The following is a 24,338-nucleotide window of genomic DNA, read 5'->3' as shown; positions in this document are numbered from 1 at the left end:
GGAGTCATGAGGCATGCAGGCTTTCTTGTCACCGGGGATCAAATTGCTGGGGCGGTTTGGATTCGCACGTAAATTCCAGCTGTTGTTTCTGCTGTTCATTCTGCCGTTGGCCGGCAGTCTGTTGATGATCGGCCAGGACTATCGCGACAAGCTCAACCTGATTTCCGGCGAACGTGCTGGCGTGCGCCAGTTGCTCAGCCTCGATGCGCTGGACAACCTGCTCGCCGCCCAGCGCGACCGCGCCGCTCGCTGGCGCGCCACCGAGACCAATCGCCAGCCGACTCCGGCCACCCTCGCTGCGATGGCCGCGTTCGACGCCGTACAACCGGCGCTCGTGCAAGCCACCAGCGACCTGGGCAATGCACTGAGCAAGGAAGGCGCCGAAGGTGAAACCCTTGCCCGCTTTCAAGCCCTGCAAAGTGCACTCGGCGGCCTGGATTCGAAAAGCCTGAGCAGCGTCGGCTGGTGGCCGGATGGCTACGACCGCTTCACCAACGCCCTCAGCGCCCTGCAAGCATTGCGCGAGCAGATCGTCATGGACAACCGCCTGACCCTCGCGCCATGGCTTGAAACCTACCTGCTGACGCAGATCTCCACGCAACACGCCCCGGACCTGATCGAGCGCGTTGGCCGCCTCGCCGCTGTCGGTCAGGCTTCGGTGGTCTCGGGCCAGTTCACCCTGCAGAGCCGCCTGCAATTGCGCGACCTGCGCGGACGGATTGGTGATGCCCGCGAACAACTGGTGAAAACCGCCGGCCTGCTCGAAGCGCGTTTGCCGAGTGATCTGCAGACCTGGGCCGGCCAGTACCACGACAGCCTGAAACGCCTTGATGCCGGTCTCAAGGTGCTGGATGACGGCGTGTTCGGCGGCAGCATCAGCCTCAAGCCCGAAGACTTCGAACGCAGCCTCGATGCACTGCTCGGCGATCTTGCCTCGTTGCGCCAGCAATCGCTGGTATCGCTGGATCAGCGCCTCGACGCCTATCACACCTCGGCGATTCGCCAGTTCATGCTGGTCGCCGCGGTGTTCGGCTGCCTGTTGCTGGCGGCGCTGTATCTGTTCGTCTGCCTGCAAGCCTCGATCCGCCGCAGCGCCAGCGGCATCACCTTGCTCGCCGAAGCCCTGCGTGACGGCAACCTGAGCCTGAAAGTGCCGGTGGTGGGCCGCGATGAGCTGGCGGCGATCAGCACAGCGCTGAACGTCGCCGTGGTGCAACTGCGCAACAGCATGCTTGGCGTCGATCACGAAACCTTGCAACTGAGCCACGCCGTGCGCAGCCTCAACGATCACTCCAGCGGCGCGCTGAGCGAAGTCGAAGCGCAACAATTGCAGATCAGCCAGATCGCCGCCGCCGCGACACAACTGGCCGCCACTTCGCAAGGTGTGGCGCAGAGTTGCGAACAGGCTTCCGGCAGCGCCCAGCACACCCGGCGCATCGCTGCCGACAGCAGCCGCGACAGCCAGCGCACCACGGCGAGCATTCAGCAACTCAACCAACGCTTGAACGACACCGCAGCGGCACTCGGTCGAGTCAGCGAACAGGGCCAGCAGATTCAACTGGTGGTCGACACCATTCGTGGCGTCGCCGAACAGACTAACCTGCTGGCACTCAACGCTGCGATCGAGGCAGCACGCGCCGGCGAACAGGGACGCGGCTTTGCCGTGGTCGCCGATGAAGTGCGCAGCCTGTCGCAGCGCACCCAGTCATCGACCGCGCAGATTGCCGGCACGGTCGACAGCCTGCGCGCCACGGTCAATGAAGCGGTGAGTCTGATGGAAGCCGCATGCGGCCAGGCGCAATCGGATGCCGAAGCGGTGACCGGTCTTGGTGAACGTCTCGGCGAAATTGCCAGCGCGGTGCAGAGCGTCACTGACACCCTGGCGCAGATCGCCACCGCCGTGGAAGAACAGGCGAGCACCGCCGATGAAGTCAGCGGCAATATCCAGCAGGTCGATCAGGCCGCGGTGCGTCTGCTGGAAGGCGCCCGTGCAGTGAATCTGGCGGCGGACACCCTGAGCCAGGGCAGCAAGGCCCTGAGCGACAACACCGCACGCTTCCGACTCAGCTGATCCGCGCCTCGGGGAAGTCCGCTTCCAGCTCGGTCTTCAGCCACTGAATAAACCACGCCGCATCCGCCGACAGTTCGGCGGACGGCGTGAGGACCCGATAGCTTTCCAGCTTCACCTGGGCGTCCACCGCGCGCACCAGTTTGCCGGATTTGAGTTCCTCGCGAACCAGCACTTCGTTGGCCAGGGCAATGCCCTGCCCGCTCTCGGCCACCGACAGCGCGTGATCGTTGTTGACGTAGAGCATGTCGGAATTGAGGTGAATATCCAGGTCGTGCGCGGCGAACCACAGGTTCCACCATTCGCCGTCATCGACGTGGATCAGCTCATGCCGAACCAGATCCGCCGGGCCGGCCACAGGCCCGATACTGGCGAGATAGTCCGGGGTGCAGATCGGAAACACGCGCGGGCAGATCAACGCTTCACGGGAGTCGGCGTACTGCCCGTCGAGGCCATAGACAATGCCCAGATCGGCGCTTTTGCCATCGACTTCGGTGAAGGTCGAATTCGGCTCGATGGCGAACTTCAAACCCGGACGCAAATGGCGCATCGCTTCGATGCGCGGCATCAACCAGCGCTTGGCGAACCCCGGCACCACCATGATCCGCAACCAGCGCTCGGCCTCTTTGGGCTGCGCTTCCTTGCCGGCCTCGATGATCAACTGCAGGGCGGCGGCGATCTTGCGGTGGTACTTCTCCCCCGCCGACGTCAGGTTGACCCCGCGCGAGGTACGCTCGAACAACTGAATGCCCAGCCACTCCTCCAGCAACTTCACATGCCGACCAATCGCCGGCTGGGTCACGTGCAGGGCTTTCGAGGCTTCGACGTAGCTGCCCAGGCGCGCGGCGGCATCAAACGCACGCACCGCGTTGAGCGGCGGCAAACGGTGGTCGGGCATGATTCCTGGCACCTTTGGCTGTTAAATTAACTAACACCTGCCATGTTTAAATTGAAGTTTCGCCCCGCGCAAGCCCTCGCTGATAATCGAGCCACAGCAGAACAAAAAAACAGCTGGTTTCACCCCGAACGCAATCTCGATCCTGCCCAGAAAAATAATATCCATGGCCCGACGACGTCGCTGATTCACAGCGCCATCGCAGGCGATGGGGGAATCGGAGGTAACGCATGAATGCCCTGCATTCGCTGCAAACGCTGGCGGTGTCGATCCGCTCGGTGCGCAAGGTTTACGGTGATCCGAACACCGGTCCGGTGGCGTTGAAAAACATCGACCTGGACATCCGCGACAACGAATTCTTCACCCTGCTCGGCCCTTCCGGCTGCGGCAAAACCACCCTGCTGCGGATGATCGCCGGCTTCGAGTTTCCTACCGAAGGCGAGATCCTGCTGTACGGCGAAAACATCGCTGATCACCCGCCGTTCCAGCGGCCGGTCAACACAGTGTTCCAGCATTACGCACTGTTCCCGCACATGACCATCGCCGAAAACCTGGCCTTCGGTCTCGAATCGCAGCCGATGGGCAAGGTGCTGAACAAGGCACAGATCGCCGAGCGCGTGCGCGAGATGCTCGCGCTGGTGCAGATGGAGCGCTTCGCCCAGCGCAAACCGGCGCAGCTGTCCGGCGGTCAGCAACAGCGTGTCGCCCTCGCCCGCGCACTGGCGCCACACCCCAAAGTGCTGCTGCTCGATGAGCCACTGTCAGCGCTCGATCTGAAGCTGCGCCAGGCCATGCGCGAAGAGCTGAAATCGATTCAGGCCAAGACCGGCATCACCTTCATCTTCGTCACCCACGACCAGGAAGAAGCGCTGACCATGTCCGACCGCATCGCCGTGTTGTCCGAAGGCGAAGTGCAACAGGTCGGCCGCCCCGAAGACATTTACGAACGCCCGCGCAATCGCTTCGTCGCCGACTTCATTGGCGAAACCAATTTCATCGAGGGCACGGTCACGCAAGTCGAAGACGGCATGGCCTGGTTCGCCGGGCCGGCCGGGCATCCGTTGCCGGCGCAAGCGTGCAGCGATGTGGCGGTCGGCGCCAGCGTGACGTTGTCGGTGCGTCCGGAACGCCTGCATCTGGTCGCAGCCGACATGGAAAACGCCTTGCCGTGCCGGATCGAAGCGCAGATCTACCTCGGCACCGATCTGCAATATCAGGTCAGCCTCAGCGACGGTTCGCGCCTCACCGTGCGCACGCCTAACTGCGTCGACCAGAGCCTGCGCTTTGCCGTCGGCAGTCAGGCCGGTCTGTTGTTCGACCGGGGAAGCGCCAGCGTCCTGCACGATTGAGCCCGAGGAGTTGCCATGCACGCCATACCGATTGCCAACACGCTGGAACGCCGCAAGGCTTTCCAGAGCTTCCTCGGAGTGAGCCCGGCGCTGCTCGCCATCGGCTTGTTTCTGGTGGTGCCGATCCTGATCGTCATCGGCTATTCGCTGATGGAAGCCAACCCCTACGGCGGGGTCAATAAAGTCTTCAGCACCGATGCTTACACCTCGTTGCTGTTCGAACGCCAGATGGACGACAGCCTCGCGTTCGCCGACTCCTACCTGATCATCGCCCTGCGCTCGATCGGCATCGCCGGGCTGACCACGATCATCACCCTGCTGATCGGTTTCCCGGTCGCGGTGTGGCTGGCGATGCAACCGGCGCACCGGCGTGGCTTGCTGATCTTTCTGATCACCGTGCCGTTCTGGGCCAACCTGCTGATCCGCACTTACGCGTGGATTCTGCTGCTGCGCAACACCGGAGTGATCAACAACAGCCTGATGGGCATGGGCGTCATCCATGAACCGTTGCAGTTGTTGTACACCGACGGCGCGGTGCTGCTGGGGCTGGTTTACACCTACGCCCCGTTCGTAGTGTTGCCGATCTACGCGACGCTGGAAAAGATGGATATCCGCCTGCTCGAAGCGGCGCAGGATCTGTATGCCGGACGCGTGCGCACCTTGCGCAAAGTGGTGCTGCCGATTGCCAAACCGGGGATTCTCGCCGGCGCCATCCTCACCTTCGTGCCCTGTCTGGGCGCAATGATCGCTCCGGAATTGCTCGGCGGCGGCACGCGGATGATGCTCGGCAATCTGATTTTCCGGCAGTTCAGCGATGCCCGTAACTGGCCGTTCGGCGCCGCACTGTCGCTGGTGCTGATGGCCGCCGTGATGCTGGTGCTGACCGTGTATGCCCTGCGCGCCGAGCGCCAGCGCATCGCCAAGGGAGGTGCGTGATGCTCGGATTATTCAAACGCAAAGGGCTGGGCGTGCAGGACTTCCCCGGCTTCGGCGGCTTCAGTTTCCTGTTCTATCTGTACCTGTATGCGCCAATCGTGGTGCTGGTGGTGTTCTCGTTCAACGCCAACCAGTCGGCGACGGTGTGGACCGGGTTCAGCCTCGACTGGTACCGCGCCGCGTTCGCCAATCAGGCCCTGCGCCAGGCCGCCGGCAACAGCCTGTTGATCGCGGTCTGCGCAAGCATGATCGCCACCGCGATTGCCACCCTCGCCGCCCTCGGTACTTCGCGCGGCGCCAGGTTCAAGGGCCTGCAACTGTCGATGGGCGCAATCATGCTGCCGCTGGTGCTGCCGGAAATCGTCGTCGGTGTGGCGACGCTCGCCCTGTTCTCCACCATCGGCCTGTCGCTGGGTTACGGCAACCTGATCATCGCCCATACGGTGTTCTGCATTCCGTTCGCCTACCTGCCGATCCGCGCTCGCCTCAACGACATGGACCTGTCGCTGGAGCAAGCCTCCGCCGACCTCTACGCCGGCCCGTGGCGCACCTTCCGCAAAGTGACCTTGCCGCTGCTGATGCCGGGGATTTTCTCCGGGCTGATGCTGGCCTTCATCGTCTCGCTGGATAACTTCGTGATCTCGATGATGGTCTCCCAGGCCGGCACCACCACCCTGCCGATCTTCATCTTCGGTCTGTTGCGCATGGGCGTGACACCCGACGTCAACGCCGTCTCGACCCTGATCCTCGGCGTCTCGGTGCTGTTCGTCAGCCTCTCTTACCTGCTGGGCAAAAAGCCCGCCTGAACCTTCTACGAACCGTGGGGAAATAACATGAGCAAGTGGATGAAAAGCGTCGGCACCGGGTTGTTCCTGACTGTGCCGCTGGTGATGACCGGCAGCGTTCAGGCCGCGGAAAAACTCAACGTGGTGAGCTGGAGCGGGTACTTCTCGCCGGAGATTCTCGCCAAGTTCCAGAAGCAGACGGGCATCGAAGTCACGGTCGATTCCTACGACTCCAACGAGACCCTGCTGGCCAAGCTGAAACAGGGCGGCGCGGGCTATGACGTGGCGATTCCGTCGCACCAGTTCATCCCGATTCTTATCAAGGAAAACCTGCTCGAGCGTTTCGATCCGGTCAAGGAACCGTACTACGCCAGCGTTGTGGATAACCTGAAAAAACCGAGCTGGGACCCTGAAGGCGCGTATTCGGTGCCATTCATCTGGGGCACCACAAGCGTGGTCCTCGACAGTGCGCGCTACCAAGGGCCGGCCGATAGCTACAAAGTTTTGTACGAGCCGCCAGTCGAGTTGCAGGGGCGGATCAACATGTTCGATTCAGTCAGCGATATGGTCGACATGGCCAGCCTGTATCTGAACATTCCGCTGTGCAGCGAAGACCCGAAACAGATGCAGCAGATCCTCACGCTGCTCAAGGCGCAGAAGCCGTTCGTGAAGACCTACAGCTCCAAGGCCGGTTCGATCCGCGAAAACCTTGCCTCGGGTGAAATCGACATGTCGATGTTCTGGGGCGGCTCGTCGATGCGCGCCCGCGAGATGAAACCGAGCCTGAAATACCTGTACCCGAAAGAAGGCGTGCTGGCCTGGGTCGACAACATGGTCATCCCCACCGGCAGCAAGAATCCGGCGAATGCCAAGGCGTTCATCGCGTTCCTCAGCCAGCCGGAGAACTCGGCGATGACGCAGAACTTCCTCAAGCACCAGAGCCCGATCAAAGGCGTCGAACCGTTCCTCGATGCGGCGCTCAAGGATGCGCCGGAATTGCACATTCCCGAAGGCACTAACGTGGTGTTCAGCAAGACCTGCGGTGAAGGCGCGATCCGCCTCGCCGACCGTCTCTGGACCAACCTGATGCGTTGATCCCTGCCGCCCCGGCATGCAGCCGGGGCGTTTCTCCAGCCGTCTGAAAGGCGCCGTTGTCATGAACTCCAATAAAATCAGCGAACTGGTCCTGCTGCAGGCCCACGCCCTCGCCGACCGCATCCGCCTGCGTCAGGTGTCCTGCCGCGAAGTGATGCAGACTTATCTTGCCCATATCGAACGTTTCAACCCGCAGGTCAACGCGCTGATCAGCCTGCAGGCGCCCGATGTTCTGCTGGCTCAGGCCGATGCGCGCGATGCCGAACTGGCGCGCGGTGAATACCGTGGCTGGATGCACGGCCTGCCCCACGCGATCAAGGATCTGTCGCTGACCCAAGGCATCCGCACCACGCTGGGTTCGCCGCTGTTCAAGGACTTTATTCCCGAGCGCGACGGCATCATGGTCGAGCGGATCAAAGCGGCCGGCGCGATCATCATCGGCAAGACCAACACCCCGGAATTCGGCCTCGGTTCGCAGAGCTATAACCCGCTGTTCGGCGCCACCGGTTGCGCCTATGACCCGAGCAAAACCGCGGGCGGCAGCAGCGGCGGCGCGGCGGCAGCGCTGGCGATGCATCTGGTGCCGGTGGCCGATGGCAGCGACATGATGGGGTCGCTGCGCAATCCGGCGGCGTTCAACAACATCTTCGGGTTCAGACCTTCTCAGGGCCGCGTGCCGTTTGATGACAGTGCTGATCTGTTCTTCGATCAGTTGGGGTACGAAGGGCCGATGGCGCGCAGTGTGAAGGATGCAGCGTTACTGTTGTCGGTGCAGGCCGGGGGCGATGCACGGGCGCCGCTGTCGATCAGCGAATCGGGCGCGGTATTTGCCGCGCCGCTGGAGCGTGACTTCAAGGGCACGCGCATCGGCTGGCTCGGCGACTTCAACGGTTACCTGCCGATGGAGAGCGGCATCCTCGAACTGTGCGAGAAAACCTTTGCCGACTTTGAAAGCATCGGTTGTCAGGTTGAATCGGTTGCGCCTGATTTCGCGCCTGAGCGGCTGTGGAGTAGTTGGCGGACGTTGCGGCACTGGATGGTCGCGGGGTCTTTGGGCGCGACGTATGCCGATCTGCAAAAACGTGCGTTGTTGAAACCGGAAGCGATTTGGGAGGTGGAAAACGGCTTGAAGCTTTCGGCCAGCGAAGTGTTCGCCGCATCCGCGGTGCGCAGCGATTGGTATCGGGCGATTTCGCGGTTGTTCGAACGATACGATTACCTGCTGCTGCCAAGCGCGCAGGTCTTCCCGTTCGACAAGACGCAGCCATGGCCGAGCGCTATCGAAGGCGTAACCATGGACACCTACCATCGCTGGATGGAAGTGGTGATCCCCGGCACGCTGTCCGGCTGCCCGGTGGCCAGCGTCCAGGCCGGCTTCAATGCACAGGGGTTGCCGATGGGGCTGCAGATCATCGGCCGGCATCAGGCAGACTTCGCGGTTCTGCAACTGGCGCACGCGTATGAACAGGCCAGCCGCTGGTTCGAACGCTGTCCTTCACCGCTGCTCGGCCAATGATTTTGATAAACGGTTGAAAGCGTAGAAAAAATTTTTAAATTTACGCTTGACGCTTTTCCATTTCAGGGGAATAATGCGCGCCACTTGGCTACATAGCTCAGTTGGTTAGAGCATAGCATTCATAATGCTGGGGTCCGGGGTTCAAGTCCCTGTGTAGCCACCAAGTACTAAAAACGGCTTACCGAAAGGTAGGCCGTTTTTTTATGCCTCGAAAAAACATCATCTGTGGTGAGGGGCTTTATCTCCTCACCACAATGCCAAACCTGACCTATTCAGGCTGCTCTGCCGACAAGGCCATCAACCCCCTCGCCCAGATCTGCCGAGTGCGCAACCCGACCATCGCCCGCCAGTCCGGATCAGCCGGATAGAACTGTTCCAGCAGTTTCAACTTGATCGCCCGCCCCGTCGCATCCAGCGGATCGCCATGCAGATGCAGCCAATGGTCATCACGCAAATAACGATGCACCTGCGGCCCCGGGTACGTTCCGCACTCGATCACGAATGGCATCAGTTGCACGCCCGGCAACGCATCGAGCAATGCCTGTGAGGTGTAGCCGGTAGCCGTCGCTGCGACACCGGTTTCGCTCAGCGTTTCGGCACCGGTGTGCAAGGTGTACAGCCACGGGCCGTAGATCGATTGCGCCTGGGCCAGTGCCCGGTAAGGCGCTTCGGTGATGGTCAGCAACATTGGATGGCCGTATTCGCCGGCGCCGGTGTGCAGGTCGAAACACATCACGGTTTCCGCGCCCGCCAGATGCGCGTCGATGATCTGGTGCAGCGTGCGATTCGACCAGCTCGGCGCGCGGCCGCCGTAGAACAGACCATCGGGGTGACTGTGCTGACCGCCCTCGACTATCGACATCACCGCCGGCCAGCCGTGTTCGGCAATCTGCGCATCGAGCAAGGCATCGGCCCGCGCGCGCTCCGGGCCGTGCAAATCGGTGCAGGCGTAAATATCGTGCAAGGCCGCGTAAGCGCGGTTGTCCGGCAACGGGGCGGTGAAATCCAGATGATTGCGGTTGAGGTCGATGTTGTCTTCGTTGACCCGGCGCAGCCACGCGGTGCCCCATGGGTTGATCAGGTGGATCATCACCACTGCGACATCCTTTGGCAGCGAGCCGGGAACGAAAGCCTGCAGCCAGTCGATCTGACATTCCGAACCGTAATAGCCCTCGACCCCATGGGTGCCGCTGAGTGCGACCAGCCGGCGTTTGGCTTGCGGGTCTCCGAGCACCGCGACATCGGTGCTCAGCGGTTCGCCAAAAGGGCCGCAACGCGGATGTGCGTAGGAGGTGAGCGTGGCTCCGGCAGCTTGTGCGGCGGTCAGAAACTGTTCGCGTTGATCGCGGTAACTGGACTCGGTTGGAAACTCGCTGTGCATATCGGCCTCTTGTGATTTTTATGGCTTGACCTGTGTAGGAGTGAGCCTGCTCGCGATAGCGGTGGGTCAGTCAGCAATGATGTTGAATGTACTGACGCTATCGCGAGCAGGCTCACTCCTACAAGGGATCGTATGCGTCCGATCAATTGCGGTTGACCCTAGCGAACATCCGCCCCGAAAAGAAAGACAAAAATGCCCACCGGTTTGCGTCGCGACCGACCGGTCGATAAAGTCCGTCAGACCTTTCATCCCACGGACGGAGAGCCCCACGTGTTTCCAGCCCTGCCCCTGAGCCGCTTTCGCCTGCCTGCCCTGACGCTGATCATCAGCGCCCTGACCCTCACCGCGTGCAACGCCCCGCCCTCCTCGACCTTGCCACTGGCGCCGGAAGCCGCTTCCGGCTACCGCACCGACCTGCAGACTCGCCACGCCAGTCAACACATGGCCGCTGCCGCCAACCCACTGGCCGCCGAGGCCGGTCGCGAGATGTTGCGCAAGGGTGGTTCGGCCATCGACGCGGCGATTGCCATGCAAGCGGTGCTGACTCTGGTAGAACCGCAATCCTCCGGGATCGGTGGCGGTGCGATGATCGTGTTGTGGGACGGCAAACAGGTGCGCACCTACGACGGACGCGAAACCGCCCCGGCGGGTGCCACCGAGAAGCTGTTCCTGCAGGCCGACGGCAAACCGATGCCATTCCCGCAGGCGCAGATCGGCGGTCGGTCGGTGGGTACTCCGGGCGTGCTGCGTGCGCTGGAAATGGCACACAAGCAACACGGTCGCCTGCCATGGGCCACGCTGTTCGAGCCGGCGATCAAACTCGCCGAGCAGGGTTTCGCGATTTCGCCGCGCCTGCATTCGCTGCTGGAATCCGACCCGGTGATCCGTAAATCACCGGACATGGCCGCCTACTTCCTCAACCGCGACGGCAGCGTCAAAGCCATCGGCACCCGTCTGCAGAATCCGGCATTGGCCGCCGTGCTCAAGCGCATCGCCAACGAAGGCCCGGACGCGCTGTACAAAGGTCCGATTGCCGAGGAGATCGTCGCCAAGGTGCAGGGCCACGCTAACCCCGGCAGCCTGTCGCTGAATGATCTTCAGCGCTATCAGGCCAAGGAACGCGCACCGCTGTGCACCGACTACAAGCGCTGGCAGGTCTGCGGCATGCCGCCGCCGTCATCGGGCGGGATCGCCGTGGCGCAGACTCTCGGCACCTTGCAGGCGCTGGAAAGCCGCGACCCGCGCCTGTCGCTGACGCCGCTCAAACCCGTGAAAACCAACAAACCGGCCGGTATCGAACCCGATCCCCAAGCGGTGCACCTGATCGCCGAAGCCGAACGCCTGGCCTACGCCGACCGTGCGCAATACGTCGCCGACACCGATTTCGTTCCGGTACCGGTCAAAGGTCTGGTCGACCCGGGTTATCTGGCCAGCCGCGCCAGCCTGATCGGCGAACGCAGCATGGGCAGCGCCCAACCGGGCACCCCGCCGGGCGTGCAAGTGGCCTACGCGCCGGATCGTTCGCCACTGCGCATTTCCACCTCGCAAGTCGTTGCCGTGGATGACTTGGGCGGTGCGGTGTCAATGACCACCACCATCGAAGCGGCGTTCGGCTCGCACCTGATGGTGCAGGGCTTTTTGCTGAACAACCAGATGACCGACTTCTCGTTCATCCCCGAAGAGCACGGGCAGAAAGTCGCCAACCGCGTCGAACCCGGCAAACGCCCACGCTCGTCGATGGCGCCGACGCTGATCTTCGACCGCAACAGCGGCGAATTCCTCGCCAGCGTCGGCTCGCCGGGCGGTTCGCAGATCATCGAATACGTGGCCAAGACCACCGTCGGCCTGCTCGACTGGAACCTCGATCCGCAAAGCGCCATCAGCCTGCCCAACTTCGGCAGCCGCAACGGCCCGACCGAACTGGAACAAGGCCAGTTCAGCCCGGCATTGATTCAGGCGCTGAAAGACAAGGGCCACACAGTCAATGAAATCGACATGACCAGCGGCACCCAGGCGATCGTTAGGGTCAAGGATGCGCAGGGTAAAGCGTCTTTGGAGGGGGGCGCGGATCCGCGGCGTGAAGGGGAAGCGTTGGGGGATTGAGGCGACAAGGGTTGAAGAAAAGGCCTGCCGCAAGGCAGGCCTTTTACGCAACACACTGCGTATTTCAAATCGGGATGTTTAATAGCGGCCAAGCAAACGCAGAACCGTCCCACAAGGTTTTCAGGTTGTCCGTCGGACGTCAGCTCTCTAGCCTGTGAACGTCGCTGCCAATTCAGCGGCCGGGATTGGAAACCCCGAGTAGAACCGAGCGCACAAGCTCCTTTCATAACGTATCCTTGCGCACTTCAATGTGTGCACTCCGTTATGGCGGCTGTGCGCGGGAGACCTTCGGGTCAACCGGGTTCTCCGTTCCCCGGGTTTCCAACCTGCGTACAGCTGCCACCCTTTCGTTCGGAAACCGAATGGGTCAGCTCCAATCCTGATCGGAGAGCACCATGAAAAAGCCAACACCCAATCCCCCCGAAACAGATATCGACCCAACCTCTCCTTACGCCTCCATCGACAGCAAAAAGCTCCACGAAGCCGCCGACCGTGCCCTTGATCATTACCTCAAACCGGCCGCCCACATCATGGCGTCCACGCGCAGTTACGAACCGATGTACCTTGCCAACCCGGTGTATGACACCGAATCCCTATTGGCCAATGCCAGTGAAACACTAGGCTCGGTCACCGAGATGCTAAACAACTTCGCCGCCGTACTGGACACCTCGCACCGCAAGACCGCGCTAGGCATCGCGCAAATCGTCATGCTCAGTGAGCTGGCGGTGAATCAGGCGCTGGATAACGTTCAGCCGGTCGCGTAGTTATCGCAATGCATAAAAAATCCGATGCCGGGCAGGCATCGGATTCTTAATTCCTGGCGTTGTCCAGAATAGACCTGGCGTGCCTTATTGCCCTAGAGGCAGCCCCCCACTTTGAAGTGAAGTAATCCATGAACGCACGCCCAATTCATAACGAAGAAGACTATCGTGCGGCGCTCAAAGACGTGTCTGCACTTTTCGACAACGAGCCAGTACCGGGTACTCCTGAAGGTGATCACTTTGACAGCATGATCAGCCTTATCGAAGCTTACGAGGCCAAACAGTTTTCCCATCCAGGAACTACGGCTCAGCGATTAGCCACCAGATGCGCCCCAAACAGCAGATAACAACCACCGGCCATGCGATCCAGCCATTGCCGTGAACGCTCGTAAACACTCGCGATCCGGCGGCTGGCGAAGAACAGCGCGACGCTGCAATACCAACTGAACGACAGCGTGGCCATGGTCAGCACGGCCAGTGTCAGCAGTAGCGGCGGGACGTGGGCCGGCATTGCGGTGGCGAAGATGGTGGCGACGAACAGTGCCGACTTGGGGTTGGTCATGTTGCCCAGAAAGCCCCGCCCGTAGGCGCCGAGCAGGGTCTGTTGCGACTCATCCAGCGTACCGGCGGCAATCGGTGCTTTGCGTTTGAACTGCTTGAGGCCGAGGTAGATCAGGTAGCAGCCACCGGCGATCTTGAAGCTCAGGTACAGGGTTGGCGCCGCGCTGAACAAGGTCTGAATCCCCAAACCGCCGGCCAGGCCCCACAACACGGTGCCGGTGGCGACGCCCAGCGCCGCGACCACGCCATGGCGTCGGGAACGGCTGACCGCCAGTTGGGCGATGTTGAAGAAGTTCGGGCCGGGGGTGACCACCGCGACCGTCCACAACAGCGCCAGCGACAGCAACGGGGCGAGATAGCTGGAAAGCGAAAGGTCCATGGGGCGAGCGCCTGATTGGTTCGACAATGCCCCACACCTTGCTACATCCGGCGCGTGTTTTCCATCAGATGCAGGTCACAGCGGCAGGGTTTTACCGTCCACCGCATCGCCAATCGTCAGGAAATGCCCGCCGGCCACGTGGTGCAGCGTGCGCAAGCCATCATGCCCTTCGAAATGCCAGCGGCCGTCGCTGAACACCCGCTCATCGGCCTGGGCGGCGATGACTTCGGCGAGGAACAGGTCGTACTGCTCGTGGTTGCGCGGTTCGGGCAGCAAGCGGCATTCGAGCCAGGCCACGCAGCCTTCAAGCAGAGGCGCCTCGACGGCTTCACCGGCGAAGGTTTGCAGGCCATAAGCCTGAAACTTGTCCTGCCCCTGATTCTGCTGGATCTCCAGCCCCGAGGTATTGCCGACGGTTTGCACGATGTCAGCCTGATTGACGCACGGCACGTTGAGCACAAACGTGCCGGACGCTTCGAGCAACTGGCGCGTCCAGGTGGACTTGTCGAGGACGACGGCGACTTTCGGCGGTTCGAAATCCAGCGGCATCGCCCAGGCGGCGGCCATGATGTTGCGCTGGCCGTCATGGGCAGCGCTGACCAGCACGGTCGGCCCGTGATTGAGCAGACGATAGGCTTTGTTCAAGGGCACCGGGCGGCGGTGAGAAGCACTCATGGGGATCTGCTCCGGGGAAAAGGAACAGATTGTAGCGCCACCTGCACCTGTAGGAGTGAGCCTGCTCGCGATAACGGTCTGACATTCAATATCCATGTTGATTGATCTATTGCGATCGCGAGCAGGCTCACTCCTACAGGGTTTAGTACAGGTCAGTTAGACAGTTGATTGGCAAACTGACCGACCGCATCCACCACTTTCTGCGCGCCGTCCTGAATCTCGACAATCACCGTGCCCGCTTCCGCCGCTAGCGCCAGGCCTTGCTCGGCCTGCAGCTTGCCGTCGGTCATCAGCGCCACAGCATTGCGCGCCATCTCCTGGTTCTGTCGCACCACGGTGACGATCTCTTCGGTCGCCTGACTGGTGCGCGAGGCCAGTTGCCGCACTTCGTCGGCCACCACCGCAAAACCTCGCCCCTGTTCACCAGCGCGAGCCGCCTCAATGGCGGCGTTGAGCGCCAGCAGGTTGGTTTGCTCGGCAATGCCGCTGATGGTTTTGACGATGGTGCCGATCACCTGCGACTGCTCGTTCAGCGCCTCAATGCCCTCACCGGCCGCCTGCATGTGGCGCGACAGATCACGCATCACATTCACCGCCTCGGTGACCACCGTGGTGCCCCGTTGCGCGGTGTTGTCGGTTTGCTGCGAAGTGCTGTAGGCAATGCTCGCCGCGTCGGCAACCGCTTGTTCGCGGTTGACCTGATCGGTGATCACCGTGGCGAATTTCACCACTTTGTACAGTTTGTTGTTGGCATCGACCACCGGGTTGTAGGACGCCTCCAGCCACACCGTACGACCATGGCTGTCGACCCGCTTGAAGCGTTCGGCGACAAACTCACCGTTGTTCAGGCGACGCCAGAAATTCTGGTACTCGGCGCTGTTGTACTCCTCGGGTGTGCAGAACATCCGGTGATGTTTGCCTTTGATCTGCGCCAGGCTGTAACCCATGCCATGCAGAAAGCGCTCGTTGGCATTCAACACGTTGCCATTGAGGTCGAACTCGATCACCGCCGTCGAGCGCACCAGCGCACCGATCAGGTTTTCGTGTTCGCGAGAGGCTTCGATGGTGCGGGTCAGGTCGCTGGAGAAAATCGAGAAATGCCTGATCCGCCCGTCCGAGGAACGCACCGGTTGCACGATGGAGCGCAGCCACGCCTCTTCGCCATTACCGCGCGAGAGGCGCACGGCCCCGGCGAAATGCTCGCCCCGCGTCAGTGCGGCCTTGAAGCGATGATGGAATTCGTCGGACTTCACATGCGCCGGGACGATGTCTTCAATGGCACGCCCCACCAGGTCCTGGCTCTTGTAGAGCATCTCGGTCAGGAAGTTCTGGTTGACCGACTGGATCCGCCCATCGGCCTCCAGGGTCAGCACCAGCATCTCGCTTTCCAGGCTTTCCTTCACCTGCAGCAGGCTGGAGAGTTCTTCACGAAGAGTGGCCAGCTCTTGCTTGAGGCGTTTGTTGAACATGGGAAAGTACCGATAGGCAGGGTAGAAAGCGGGATGCAGCCTAACCATCGGCCTTGGAAAACTTTTCTGAAGAGCTATTGAGACTGGTCAGTCAAAAATAATCTCAATAGGCCATTGGTCTAAACCGTCACCCCGCAACACGGTTACAAAAGCGGCCGCTCTGGCCCGGTCACTTCAGGTATTCTCAGGGCAAATTGAAACAACATGTTGCCGGTAACTGCCCGATAAGGAGTCCCGTTTTGGATTTATCGACCGCTGCCTGGATGGTTCACGACACCCGTCTGATTCTCTGCTGCCTGTTGGCGATTGCCACAATTATCGTGTTGATCAGCGCCACCAAACTTCCGCCCTTTCTCTCGATCCTGATCGGCACTTTTATTGCCGGTGTCGGCGCCGGTTTGCCCCCGGAAGACGTGGCCAAGGCGTTCAGCAAAGGCGCGGGGGCGATTCTCGGTGAGGCCGGGATCATCATTGCCCTGGGCTCGATGCTCGGCGCACTGATGGCCGAGTCCGGCGCTGCCGACCGCATCGCTTCAACCTTGCTCGGCCTGGGTAAAGGCAAGTCCCTGCCGTGGGTCATGGCGCTGGTGGCGATGGTGATCGGCCTGCCGCTGTTCTTCGAAGTGGGCCTGGTGATGATGGTGCCGATCATCTTTGTCATGGCCCGTCGTTCGGGTCAGCCACTGTTGAAAATCGCGATTCCGGCACTGGCCGGGATGACCACCCTGCACGCCCTGATGCCGCCGCACCCCGGGCCGCTGATCGCGGTCAGCGCGTTGCATGCCGACCTTGGGCTGACCATGTTGCTGGGCTTCAGCATCGCGATTCCGGCGGTGATTCTGGCGGGGCCGCTGTACGGCAACTGGCTGTCGAAACGCATGCACGTCGAGGAACCGGCAGAGCTCGGCGCACTGTTCAGCGCCCCACCGAAAGCGCCGCGCCAGCCGAGTTTCGGCATGTCGCTGCTGATCATTCTGTTGCCAGTGCTGCTGATGCTCGGCAGCACCCTGGCGAAAGTCGCGATGAGTCCGGAAAGCAACGTCGCCCTGACCCTGAAGTTCCTCGGCGAACCGTTGGTGGCGCTGGGCATTGCGGTGATGGCGGCGGTGATCTGCCTTGGTTGGGCCAACGGCATGCCGCGCGAGCAAGTCGGCGGCACGCTGCGCAAAAGCCTGGCGCCGATTGCCGTGTTGCTGCTGACGATTGGTGCCGGCGGCGGCTTGAAGCAAACCTTGCTGGATGCCGGCGTCAGCCAGACCATCAGCAAAGTCGCCGAAGGTGCGCACATGCCGTACCTGTTGCTGGCCTGGCTGATTGCCGTGGCACTGCGTCAGGCTACGGGTTCGGCGACAGTCGCGACCACGACGACGGCGGGGATTCTGGCGCCGATGATGGCCGGACTCGCCGCGACGCAGAGCTCGTTGGTGGCGCTGGCGATTGGCGCCGGCTCAGTGTTCTTCTGCCACGTGAACGACGCCGGCTTCTGGATGGTTCGCGAGTACTTTGGCTTGCAGCTCAAACAGACGATCTGGGTCTGGTCGATCCTGCAAACCATTGTCTCGGTGGTGGGACTGGTCGGGACGTTGCTGTGGTGGCACTGGCTGACCTGACACTCGTCAGGAACAGGGCGCCACGGATTGGCGTCCGACAGCGCTCATGCGCGAACCGAAATACGCTGCACTGACAATGCCGACAGCACCCATCACCGCACAGAACATCACGCAGATCCATGGGCTCCACGGCATCAGACCGATCAGCAACAGCGGGGTGATGCTCGCCCACGCGGCGTAGGCAATGTTGTAGGTGAAGGAGATGCCCGACACGCGAATCCGCGCCGGAAACAATCCGACCATCACCGACGGCACCGCGCCGACCACACCGCAGGCCAGACCGGCGATGGCGTATGCCAGGCCCACCCAGTTGCCGCCCGTGATCAAACAGCTGTAAAGCACGCCAACGCCCAATGGCAGCAGCAGGCTATAAAGCATGACCGTGCGCCAGGCACCGATGCGATCGACCAGCAGCCCGGCAATCACACAGCCGACGTTGAGGAAGACAATGCCCAACGCGCTCAGGGCAAAGGTGTGGCTGGCGCTCATGCCGAAGGTTTTCTGCATCATGGTCGGGGTGATAACCACGAACACCACCACCGCCGACGTCAGCACGCAGGTCAGCAGCATCGCTGGCAACATTGCCAGACGATGCTCGCGCAGCACCGTGCGCAGCGGCAGTTCGACCCGCGCTTCACGCTGGGCTTCCATGGCCATGAACACCGGGGTTTCGCTCAACCAGCGGCGCAAGTACACGCCGATCACGCCGAACACACCGCCGAGCAGGAACGGATAACGCCAGGCGTAATCGAGGATTTCTGCCGGGGTAAACACCTGCGCGAGGAACGTCGCGGTCAGCGCGCCAATCAAGTAACCGAAGGTCAGCCCCGCCTGCAAAAAGCCCAGCGCGTAACCGCGATGCCCGGCAGGCGCGTGCTCGGCGACGAACACCCAGGCGCTCGGGACTTCGCCGCCGACCGCCGCGCCTTGCAGGATGCGCAGCGCCAGCAACAGCAGCGGCGCGAAATAGCCGATCTGGGCATAAGTCGGCATGATCCCGATCAGCAGGCACGGCAGCGCCATCATCAGGATGCTCAGGCTGAAAACCTTTTTTCGGCCCAGGCGATCGGCGAAATGCGCCATCAGAATTCCGCCCAGCGGGCGCGCCAGATAACCGGTGACGAAGATCCCGAAGCTTTGCAGCAGACGCAGCCACTCGGGCATTTCCGGTGGGAAGAACAATTGGCTGAGGGTCAGGGCGAAGAACACGAAAATGATGAAATCGTAGATCTCCAGCGCCCCGCCGAGGGCCGCAAGGCCGAGGGTCTTGTAGTCGGAACGGCTGAACGGCGCCGGTCGCGCTGTGGATTGGGCAGTCATGGCAAAGAACTCTGGCAGGCAAAAAACCAAGGCGCTCATGGTCTACGCAAATCCACTTGGGGACAACCCGTTAGACCATAGTCCCGGATGGGCAAAACCTGCTCACAAAATGGCGGCGGTTGATTTACTGTTGAGGCTTGTCTGCAGCCACAGTCCAGTGAAAACCTGTGGGAGCGGGCTTGCTCGCGAATGCGGTGTGTCAGCCAAATCAGCGTCGACTGACACACCGCATTCGCGAGCAAGCCCGCTCCCACCCAAAGCACTCAGCGTGCTGCAGACCTGAAAATAACCATAAAAATCGAGGTACTCCCTGTGGCCGTTGATATCGAAGATAGCCGCTCCGCGCGCTTTGCCTTGCGCTGTTCAAGCTTTGCCGAACGCTGGTTCCCCGATTCCTGGGTGTTCGCTGCCCTGGCGGTGATCATTGTCGCGCTGGCCACTTTGGCCATGGGCGCCAAACCCACCGATGCCGCGATGGCCTTCGGCGACGGATTCTGGAGCCTGATCCCGTTCACCATGCAAATGGCTTTCGTGGTGATTGGCGGCTACGTCGTCGCCAGTTCGCCGCCGGCGGTCAAGCTGATCGACAAACTGGCGCGCATCCCGAAAAACGGCCGTTCTGCCGTGGCCTGGGTCGCGCTGATCTCGATGGTCGCCTCGCTGTTGAACTGGGGCCTGTCGCTGGTGTTCGGCGGTTTGCTGGTGCGCGCCCTCGCCCGCCGCACCGATCTGAAAATGGATTACCGCGCGGCCGGTGCGGCGGCGTATCTGGGCCTGGGCGCGGTCTGGGCGCTGGGCCTGTCATCATCGGCGGCGCAGTTGCAGGCCAACCCGGCCAGCCTGCCGCCGGCGATCCTGTCGATCACCGGGGTGATTCCGTTCACCCAAACCATCTTCCTCTGGCAGTCCGGCGCCATGCTGCTGGCGCTGATCGTGATTTCGATCATCGTCGCCTACGCCACCGCACCCGGCCCGAACTCTGCGCGCGATGCCAAGGATTGTGGCATCGACCCGGCGTTCAACCTGCCACCACTGCAACCGCGCACCCGGCCCGGCGAATGGCTGGAGCACAGTCCGCTGCTGATTATCTTGCTGGTGCTGCTGGCCGCCGGCTGGCTGTTCCACGAGTTTTCGACCAAACCGGCGATCACCGCGATTTCCGGGCTCAACACCTATAACTTCCTGTTCATCATGCTCGGCGCCCTGCTGCACTGGCGGCCACGCAGCTTCCTCGATGCGGTGGCCCGGGCGGTGCCGACCACCACTGGCGTGCTGATCCAGTTCCCGCTGTACGGCTCGATCGCTGCGCTGCTGACCACGGTCAAAGGTGCCGACGCACAGACCCTGGCGCATCACATCTCGACCTTCTTCGTCAGCATCGCCTCCCACGACACCTACGCGTTGCTGATGGGCGTGTACTCGGCGATTCTCGGCTTCTTCATCCCGTCCGGCGGCGGCAAGTGGATCATCGAAGCGCCGTACGTGATGCAAGTCGCCAACGATCTGCAATACCACCTCGGCTGGGCGGTACAGATCTATAACGCCGCCGAAGCCCTGCCGAACCTGATCAACCCGTTCTACATGTTGCCGCTGCTGGGCGTGCTTGGCCTGAAGGCGCGCGACCTGATCGGCTTCTCGTTCGTGCAATTGCTGGTGCACACGCCGCTGGTGCTGTTCTTGCTGTGGGTGCTGGGAACGACATTGGCGTATACACCGCCGGTCATTCCTTGAGTCAGTGCGGGGCGCGGTCAATCGGCCGACGCCCCGCCTTTCCCTTCCTGACAGCGCTGTGTTGAGGCCGACATGGCTTTCTGTCGCAAATAATGGCTCAGCGCCATCATCGTCCTTTACCGCATTACCGCCTCGGTAATATCCTTGCGCGCCGAAAATATGTTTCATTTTTTTGCCAAGCGCCAAGGGAGTTGTTGCAATGATCGTAGGGATTGACCTGGGAACCACCAACAGCCTCGTCGCCGTCTGGCGTGGCGAATCCTCCGAATTGGTGCCCAATGCCCTCGGTCAGTTCCTGACACCGAGCGTGGTGGGGCTGGATGATCAGGGCCGGATTCTGGTCGGCCAGGCTGCGCGCGAGCGTCTGCACACCCATCCGCGCCTGACTGCGTCGCTGTTCAAGCGTCACATGGGCAGCGCCACGGAAGTCTATCTGGCCGACAAGGCGTTTCGTCCGGAAGAGCTGTCCGCGCTGGTGCTCAAAAGTCTGAAAGAAGACGTCGAACGGGCTTATGGCGAAACCGTAACTGAAGCGGTGATCAGCGTCCCGGCCTACTTCAGCGACGCCCAGCGCAAAGCCACGCGGATCGCCGGCGAGTTGGCCGGGCTGAAAGTCGAGAAGCTGATCAACGAACCGACTGCCGCCGCCCTCGCTTATGGGCTGCACCAACGCGACAAGGAAACCTCGTTCCTGGTGTTCGACCTCGGGGGCGGCACGTTCGACGTGTCGATTCTGGAGTTGTTCGAAGGGGTCATGGAGGTCCGCGCCAGCGCCGGCGACAACTTCCTCGGTGGTGAAGACTTCGACAGCGTGCTGCTGGAACACTTTATCGACCAGCACCGCTCGGTCGCCGACTTTCCTGATCGCAACAGCGTCATCCAGCCCCTGCGCCGCGAGGCTGAGCGCGTGCGCAAGGCCCTGGGTCAGGACAGCAGCGCCGAGTTCCGGCTGCAACTGGGTGACCGCCACTGGAGCCACACCATCACCCAGCAAGAATTGGCGACGCTTTACATGCCACTGCTCGAGCGCCTGCGCGCGCCGATCGAACGGGCTCTGCGCGACGCACGCATCCGGGTCAGCGACCTCGATGAGATTCTGCTGGTCGGCGGTACTACCCGGATGCCGCTGGTGCGCAAACTTGCCGCCGGGTTGTTCGGCCGCTTTCCGTCGATCACCCTCGATCCGGATCAGGTGGTGGCGCAAGGCGCAGCCATTCAGGCAGCACTCAAGGCCCGCTCGGCCGCACTTGAAGAAGTGGTACTGACCGACGTCTGCTCCTACACGCTGGGCATCGAAACTTCGACTCAGATTGGCCGCAATTATGAGGCCGGTCACTACCTGCCCATCATCGAGCGCAACAGCATCGTCCCGGTCAGCCGGGTCAAGACCGTGTACACCTTGCAGGACAATCAGGAGCAGGTGGTCGTGCGGATCTTCCAGGGCGAAAGCCGTCTGGTAAAAGACAACGTCGCGCTTGGCGAACTGGCGATCAAGGTGCCGAAACGCAAGGCCGGCGAAGTGTCCCTCGATGTCCGTTTCACCTATGACAACAACGGCCTGCTGGAGGCCCAGGTGAATATTCCGCTGACCGGGCAACAACATTCGCTGGTCATCGAAAACAACCCCGGCGTGCTCACGCCTGAAGAGATTCAGCAACGCTTGCAGAACCTCGCTCAGCTCAAGATTCATCCGCGCGAGCAACAGGTCAACACGCTGCTCAGTGCCCGTCTCGAACGGCTCTACCAGGAAAGCCTGGGCGACCTGCGCGATCAGATTGGCCATTGGGCCAAGCAATTCCAGATCGCGCTCGACTCGCAGGACGAGCGCCAGATTCGTGAAGTGCGCACCGAGCTGAGCAGGCACCTGAGCGAACTTGATCGCACACCGTGGCAATAAGGGAGCGCTGACATGGATTGCTGGTCCGTCCTGCACCTGCCCGATGACGCTGACGTCCGCGATATCAAGCGCAGCTATGCACGCCTGCTGAAAACCTTCAGGCCCGATGAAGATCCCGAAGGCTTCCAGCGCTTGCGCGAAGCCTACGAACGCGCGCTGGCGATTGCCCAATGGCGCCTGGAAAACGCCGAACAGGAAGACGAGCAGGACGCCGACGTCGCTGTCGCCACGGCGTCCAGCGCCTTTGCTGCGCTGGCGCTCGATAATGCCCTGGCCAACAGCTCCAGCCAGGCGCAAAACCAGGCGTGGGATTTCGCCTCTCTGGAGGTTTCGCCCGTCAGTCCGGCAGCCCCGGAGCCGTTTGTGCCGCCATCGAAGGACGACGCCCTGCGTGTCGAGCCGCTGGCGGCGGACGCGGGCGCCGACGCGCAGAGTCTTGAAGCGCACGCCGCATGGCAACTGCTTGAAGATCTGTCGCCCGACAACCTCGGCGAGCGCTGGGAGCAGGCGCAACAACAAGGCTGCGCCAAGGCATTCGAAAGGCTGTTGCTGCAATTATGTTTTGAGCATCCACAACTGCGCGGCCCGGTACTGCACTGGGCCGTCGAGCAGTTGGGATGGTTGGGCCCCTGGCAAGAAGTGCTGATGAATGATCGCCAGCGCGACATGCTCGCCGAGAGCCTGATGTCCGACTATCGAAACGCCTTGCAGGCGCTGCTCGAAAGCCAGAGCGAGCGCGAATTCCTCAACTTGCTCAAACACTACAGCGGCCAGCCGTGGCTGCAGGTATTCGATCGCCGCGAGCAATGGCAACAAAATCTGCTGCATCTGCTCAACGAGCATGAGTGGAGCGTGCCGCTGTTCGACCGTATCGGCCAATTGTTCGGCTGGGATCACACCAAAGGTCTGCACCCGCAACCGGACTGGCTCTGGGAAAGGTTGATCGAACGCTGCAATCAGGAAAGTTTCTACGACAACCTGCGGGCCAAGGCTGAAAGCGATCGTACGTGGGCGGCCGATGTGCAGGCAGCGCATCTGTTGATCAACCCGCTCAAACCGATGCAGCAGAAGAAGATCATCGACGGCTTTGGTCAGAATGAATGGCAGGCCTGCCACGATCTGTCGGAAAAGCTCAAATGGCGCTTCCCGGAGCTGCTCGCGCGATTGCCCTACGCCGACGTTTTTTACTGGCGGCGGTTTTTGCCACGGCCCATCGCCGACGAAACCTGGGTGCGGGTATGGACGGCCATTGTCTTGGCGCTGTTCCTGTTCTATCTGGCTTCGCCACAAAAAGATGCGGCAACCCTGGCCTTCATTCCGCTGGGGTTAGCGTGTGTGCCGGTGTGGTTTTTTCGTTTTGCGCTGAGTTGGTGGGTGGTGCTGACGTCTCACGTGATCGTTGCGGATCTTTGGCTCACCGAAGGGCTGATTCCGCGCCGATGGAACCCTGACACCCGCTGGCTGGTAATACGCCACGGGCTACCGCAGGTGGTCATGGTGCTGCTGTTTTCGCTGCTGCTCGGGCCACTGGGCGCGCTCACTTACGTGGGCGTGATCCTGATCGGACTGGTGCACAAACGACGAATCGGCTCGCTCGACCCGCAGTTGAGCAATAACCACCCTTGGCTGACCGCGCTGCACTGGGCGCACTTCAGTCCGCTGCAACTGCTGTTTCTGGTGGTGATGACCGCGATAACGGCGGCCAGCAGGCTCGGCTATTCCTTGCACTCGCTGATGCCCGGCTAGAACAGCAGCGAGCTTGCGTTGCGCCTGTTGTAATCGAGTGAATCGTTGTGGGAGCTGACCT

The 24,338-nt window shown here is 61.7% G+C and carries 18 protein-coding genes, 1 tRNA gene and 1 pseudogene; 14 read left to right on the top strand and 6 right to left on the bottom strand.

Annotated elements, in window-relative coordinates; translation table 11 throughout:
- Nucleotides 1–13 precede the first annotated feature (13 nt).
- Nucleotides 14–2,071 carry a methyl-accepting chemotaxis protein gene (locus LCH64_RS20920; RefSeq protein ID WP_226501150.1) on the top strand — a complete coding sequence of 686 codons (2,058 nt, stop codon included), beginning with the start codon at nucleotides 14–16 and terminating at the stop codon, nucleotides 2,069–2,071.
- Here LCH64_RS20920 and LCH64_RS20915 read toward each other — a convergent pair.
- A complete protein-coding gene (locus LCH64_RS20915; protein ID WP_226501149.1) occupies nucleotides 2,064–2,966 on the bottom strand; it encodes a LysR substrate-binding domain-containing protein in 903 nt (300 codons plus the stop codon). The genes LCH64_RS20920 and LCH64_RS20915 overlap by 8 nt on opposite strands.
- A 227-nt stretch (nucleotides 2,967–3,193) precedes the next feature.
- Here LCH64_RS20915 and LCH64_RS20910 point away from each other — a divergent pair, with 227 nt between their 5' ends.
- The 6 genes from LCH64_RS20910 to LCH64_RS20885 all read left to right on the top strand — a co-directional run bounded on the left by LCH64_RS20910 (nucleotide 3,194) and on the right by LCH64_RS20885 (nucleotide 8,807).
- Nucleotides 3,194–4,312 (top strand): ABC transporter ATP-binding protein, encoded by a 1,119-nt coding sequence (locus LCH64_RS20910; RefSeq protein WP_226501148.1) that lies wholly within the window; start codon nucleotides 3,194–3,196, stop codon nucleotides 4,310–4,312.
- Nucleotides 4,313–4,327: 15 nt separating this feature from the next.
- Nucleotides 4,328–5,248: an ABC transporter permease gene (locus LCH64_RS20905; protein WP_226501147.1), complete on the top strand. Its 921-nt coding sequence runs from the start codon at nucleotides 4,328–4,330 to the stop codon at nucleotides 5,246–5,248.
- Nucleotides 5,248–6,054: an ABC transporter permease gene (locus tag LCH64_RS20900; RefSeq protein WP_003228176.1), complete on the top strand. Its 807-nt coding sequence runs from the start codon at nucleotides 5,248–5,250 to the stop codon at nucleotides 6,052–6,054. Before LCH64_RS20905 ends, LCH64_RS20900 begins: the two co-directional genes overlap by 1 nt.
- A 27-nt stretch (nucleotides 6,055–6,081) precedes the next feature.
- Entirely contained in the window at nucleotides 6,082–7,128 is a 1,047-nt protein-coding gene (locus tag LCH64_RS20895) for an extracellular solute-binding protein (RefSeq protein WP_226501146.1), read from the top strand.
- 61 nt (nucleotides 7,129–7,189) lie between these two features.
- Nucleotides 7,190–8,644: an amidase gene (locus LCH64_RS20890; protein WP_226501145.1), complete on the top strand. Its 1,455-nt coding sequence runs from the start codon at nucleotides 7,190–7,192 to the stop codon at nucleotides 8,642–8,644.
- Between the two features lie 86 nt (nucleotides 8,645–8,730).
- Nucleotides 8,731–8,807, top strand: a tRNA-Met gene (locus LCH64_RS20885).
- Nucleotides 8,808–8,912: 105 nt separating this feature from the next.
- On the opposite strand, the gene LCH64_RS20880 is transcribed toward LCH64_RS20885, so the two are convergent.
- Nucleotides 8,913–10,025 carry a M14 family metallopeptidase gene (locus tag LCH64_RS20880; protein WP_226501144.1) on the bottom strand — a complete coding sequence of 371 codons (1,113 nt, stop codon included), beginning with the start codon at nucleotides 10,023–10,025 and terminating at the stop codon, nucleotides 8,913–8,915.
- 270 nt (nucleotides 10,026–10,295) lie between these two features.
- Here LCH64_RS20880 and ggt point away from each other — a divergent pair, with 270 nt between their 5' ends.
- From ggt to LCH64_RS20865, 3 genes and pseudogenes are all read left to right on the top strand, one after another.
- Nucleotides 10,296–12,128: a gamma-glutamyltransferase gene (ggt, locus tag LCH64_RS20875; protein WP_226501231.1), complete on the top strand. Its 1,833-nt coding sequence runs from the start codon at nucleotides 10,296–10,298 to the stop codon at nucleotides 12,126–12,128.
- Between the two features lie 395 nt (nucleotides 12,129–12,523).
- A complete protein-coding gene (locus LCH64_RS20870) occupies nucleotides 12,524–12,892 on the top strand; it encodes a DUF6124 family protein (RefSeq protein WP_201136587.1) in 369 nt (122 codons plus the stop codon).
- A 128-nt stretch (nucleotides 12,893–13,020) separates the two neighbouring features.
- Nucleotides 13,021–13,176, top strand: a pseudogene (locus tag LCH64_RS20865) (transcriptional regulator); the annotation flags it as partial.
- 20 nt (nucleotides 13,177–13,196) lie between these two features.
- Here LCH64_RS20865 and LCH64_RS20860 read toward each other — a convergent pair.
- The 3 genes from LCH64_RS20860 to LCH64_RS20850 all read right to left on the bottom strand — a co-directional run bounded on the left by LCH64_RS20860 (nucleotide 13,197) and on the right by LCH64_RS20850 (nucleotide 15,973).
- On the bottom strand, nucleotides 13,197–13,829 hold the full coding sequence (locus tag LCH64_RS20860) for a LysE family transporter (protein ID WP_226501143.1): 633 nt from the start codon (nucleotides 13,827–13,829) through the stop codon (nucleotides 13,197–13,199).
- 75 nt (nucleotides 13,830–13,904) lie between these two features.
- A complete protein-coding gene (locus tag LCH64_RS20855; protein ID WP_226501142.1) occupies nucleotides 13,905–14,504 on the bottom strand; it encodes a flavin reductase family protein in 600 nt (199 codons plus the stop codon).
- A gap of 152 nt (nucleotides 14,505–14,656) precedes the next feature.
- Entirely contained in the window at nucleotides 14,657–15,973 is a 1,317-nt protein-coding gene (locus LCH64_RS20850; protein WP_226501141.1) for a PAS domain-containing methyl-accepting chemotaxis protein, read from the bottom strand.
- 239 nt (nucleotides 15,974–16,212) lie between these two features.
- Here LCH64_RS20850 and LCH64_RS20845 point away from each other — a divergent pair, with 239 nt between their 5' ends.
- Nucleotides 16,213–17,583, top strand: a complete 1,371-nt coding sequence (locus tag LCH64_RS20845; RefSeq protein ID WP_226501140.1) for a gluconate:H+ symporter — start codon at nucleotides 16,213–16,215, stop codon at nucleotides 17,581–17,583.
- Nucleotides 17,584–17,589: 6 nt separating this feature from the next.
- Here LCH64_RS20845 and LCH64_RS20840 read toward each other — a convergent pair whose 3' ends face one another.
- On the bottom strand, nucleotides 17,590–18,903 hold the full coding sequence (locus tag LCH64_RS20840; protein WP_226501139.1) for an MFS transporter: 1,314 nt from the start codon (nucleotides 18,901–18,903) through the stop codon (nucleotides 17,590–17,592).
- Nucleotides 18,904–19,215: 312 nt separating this feature from the next.
- On the opposite strand from LCH64_RS20840, the gene LCH64_RS20835 reads away from it, so the two are divergent.
- The 3 genes from LCH64_RS20835 (at nucleotide 19,216) to LCH64_RS20825 (ending at nucleotide 24,277) form a co-directional block, all read left to right on the top strand.
- Entirely contained in the window at nucleotides 19,216–20,634 is a 1,419-nt protein-coding gene (locus tag LCH64_RS20835) for a TIGR00366 family protein (protein ID WP_027612248.1), read from the top strand.
- 199 nt (nucleotides 20,635–20,833) lie between these two features.
- Nucleotides 20,834–22,531: a molecular chaperone HscC gene (locus tag LCH64_RS20830; protein ID WP_226501138.1), complete on the top strand. Its 1,698-nt coding sequence runs from the start codon at nucleotides 20,834–20,836 to the stop codon at nucleotides 22,529–22,531.
- A 12-nt stretch (nucleotides 22,532–22,543) separates the two neighbouring features.
- Nucleotides 22,544–24,277: a J domain-containing protein gene (locus LCH64_RS20825; RefSeq protein WP_226501137.1), complete on the top strand. Its 1,734-nt coding sequence runs from the start codon at nucleotides 22,544–22,546 to the stop codon at nucleotides 24,275–24,277.
- Nucleotides 24,278–24,338 lie beyond the last annotated feature (61 nt).

The sequence above is a fragment of the Pseudomonas sp. MWU16-30322 genome, from assembly GCF_020515535.1.
In the GTDB taxonomy this organism is placed as follows: domain Bacteria; phylum Pseudomonadota; class Gammaproteobacteria; order Pseudomonadales; family Pseudomonadaceae; genus Aquipseudomonas; species Aquipseudomonas fluorescens_H.
Note: the sequence above shows the minus strand (reverse complement) of the source record. Positions and strands in the feature narration are given on the sequence as shown.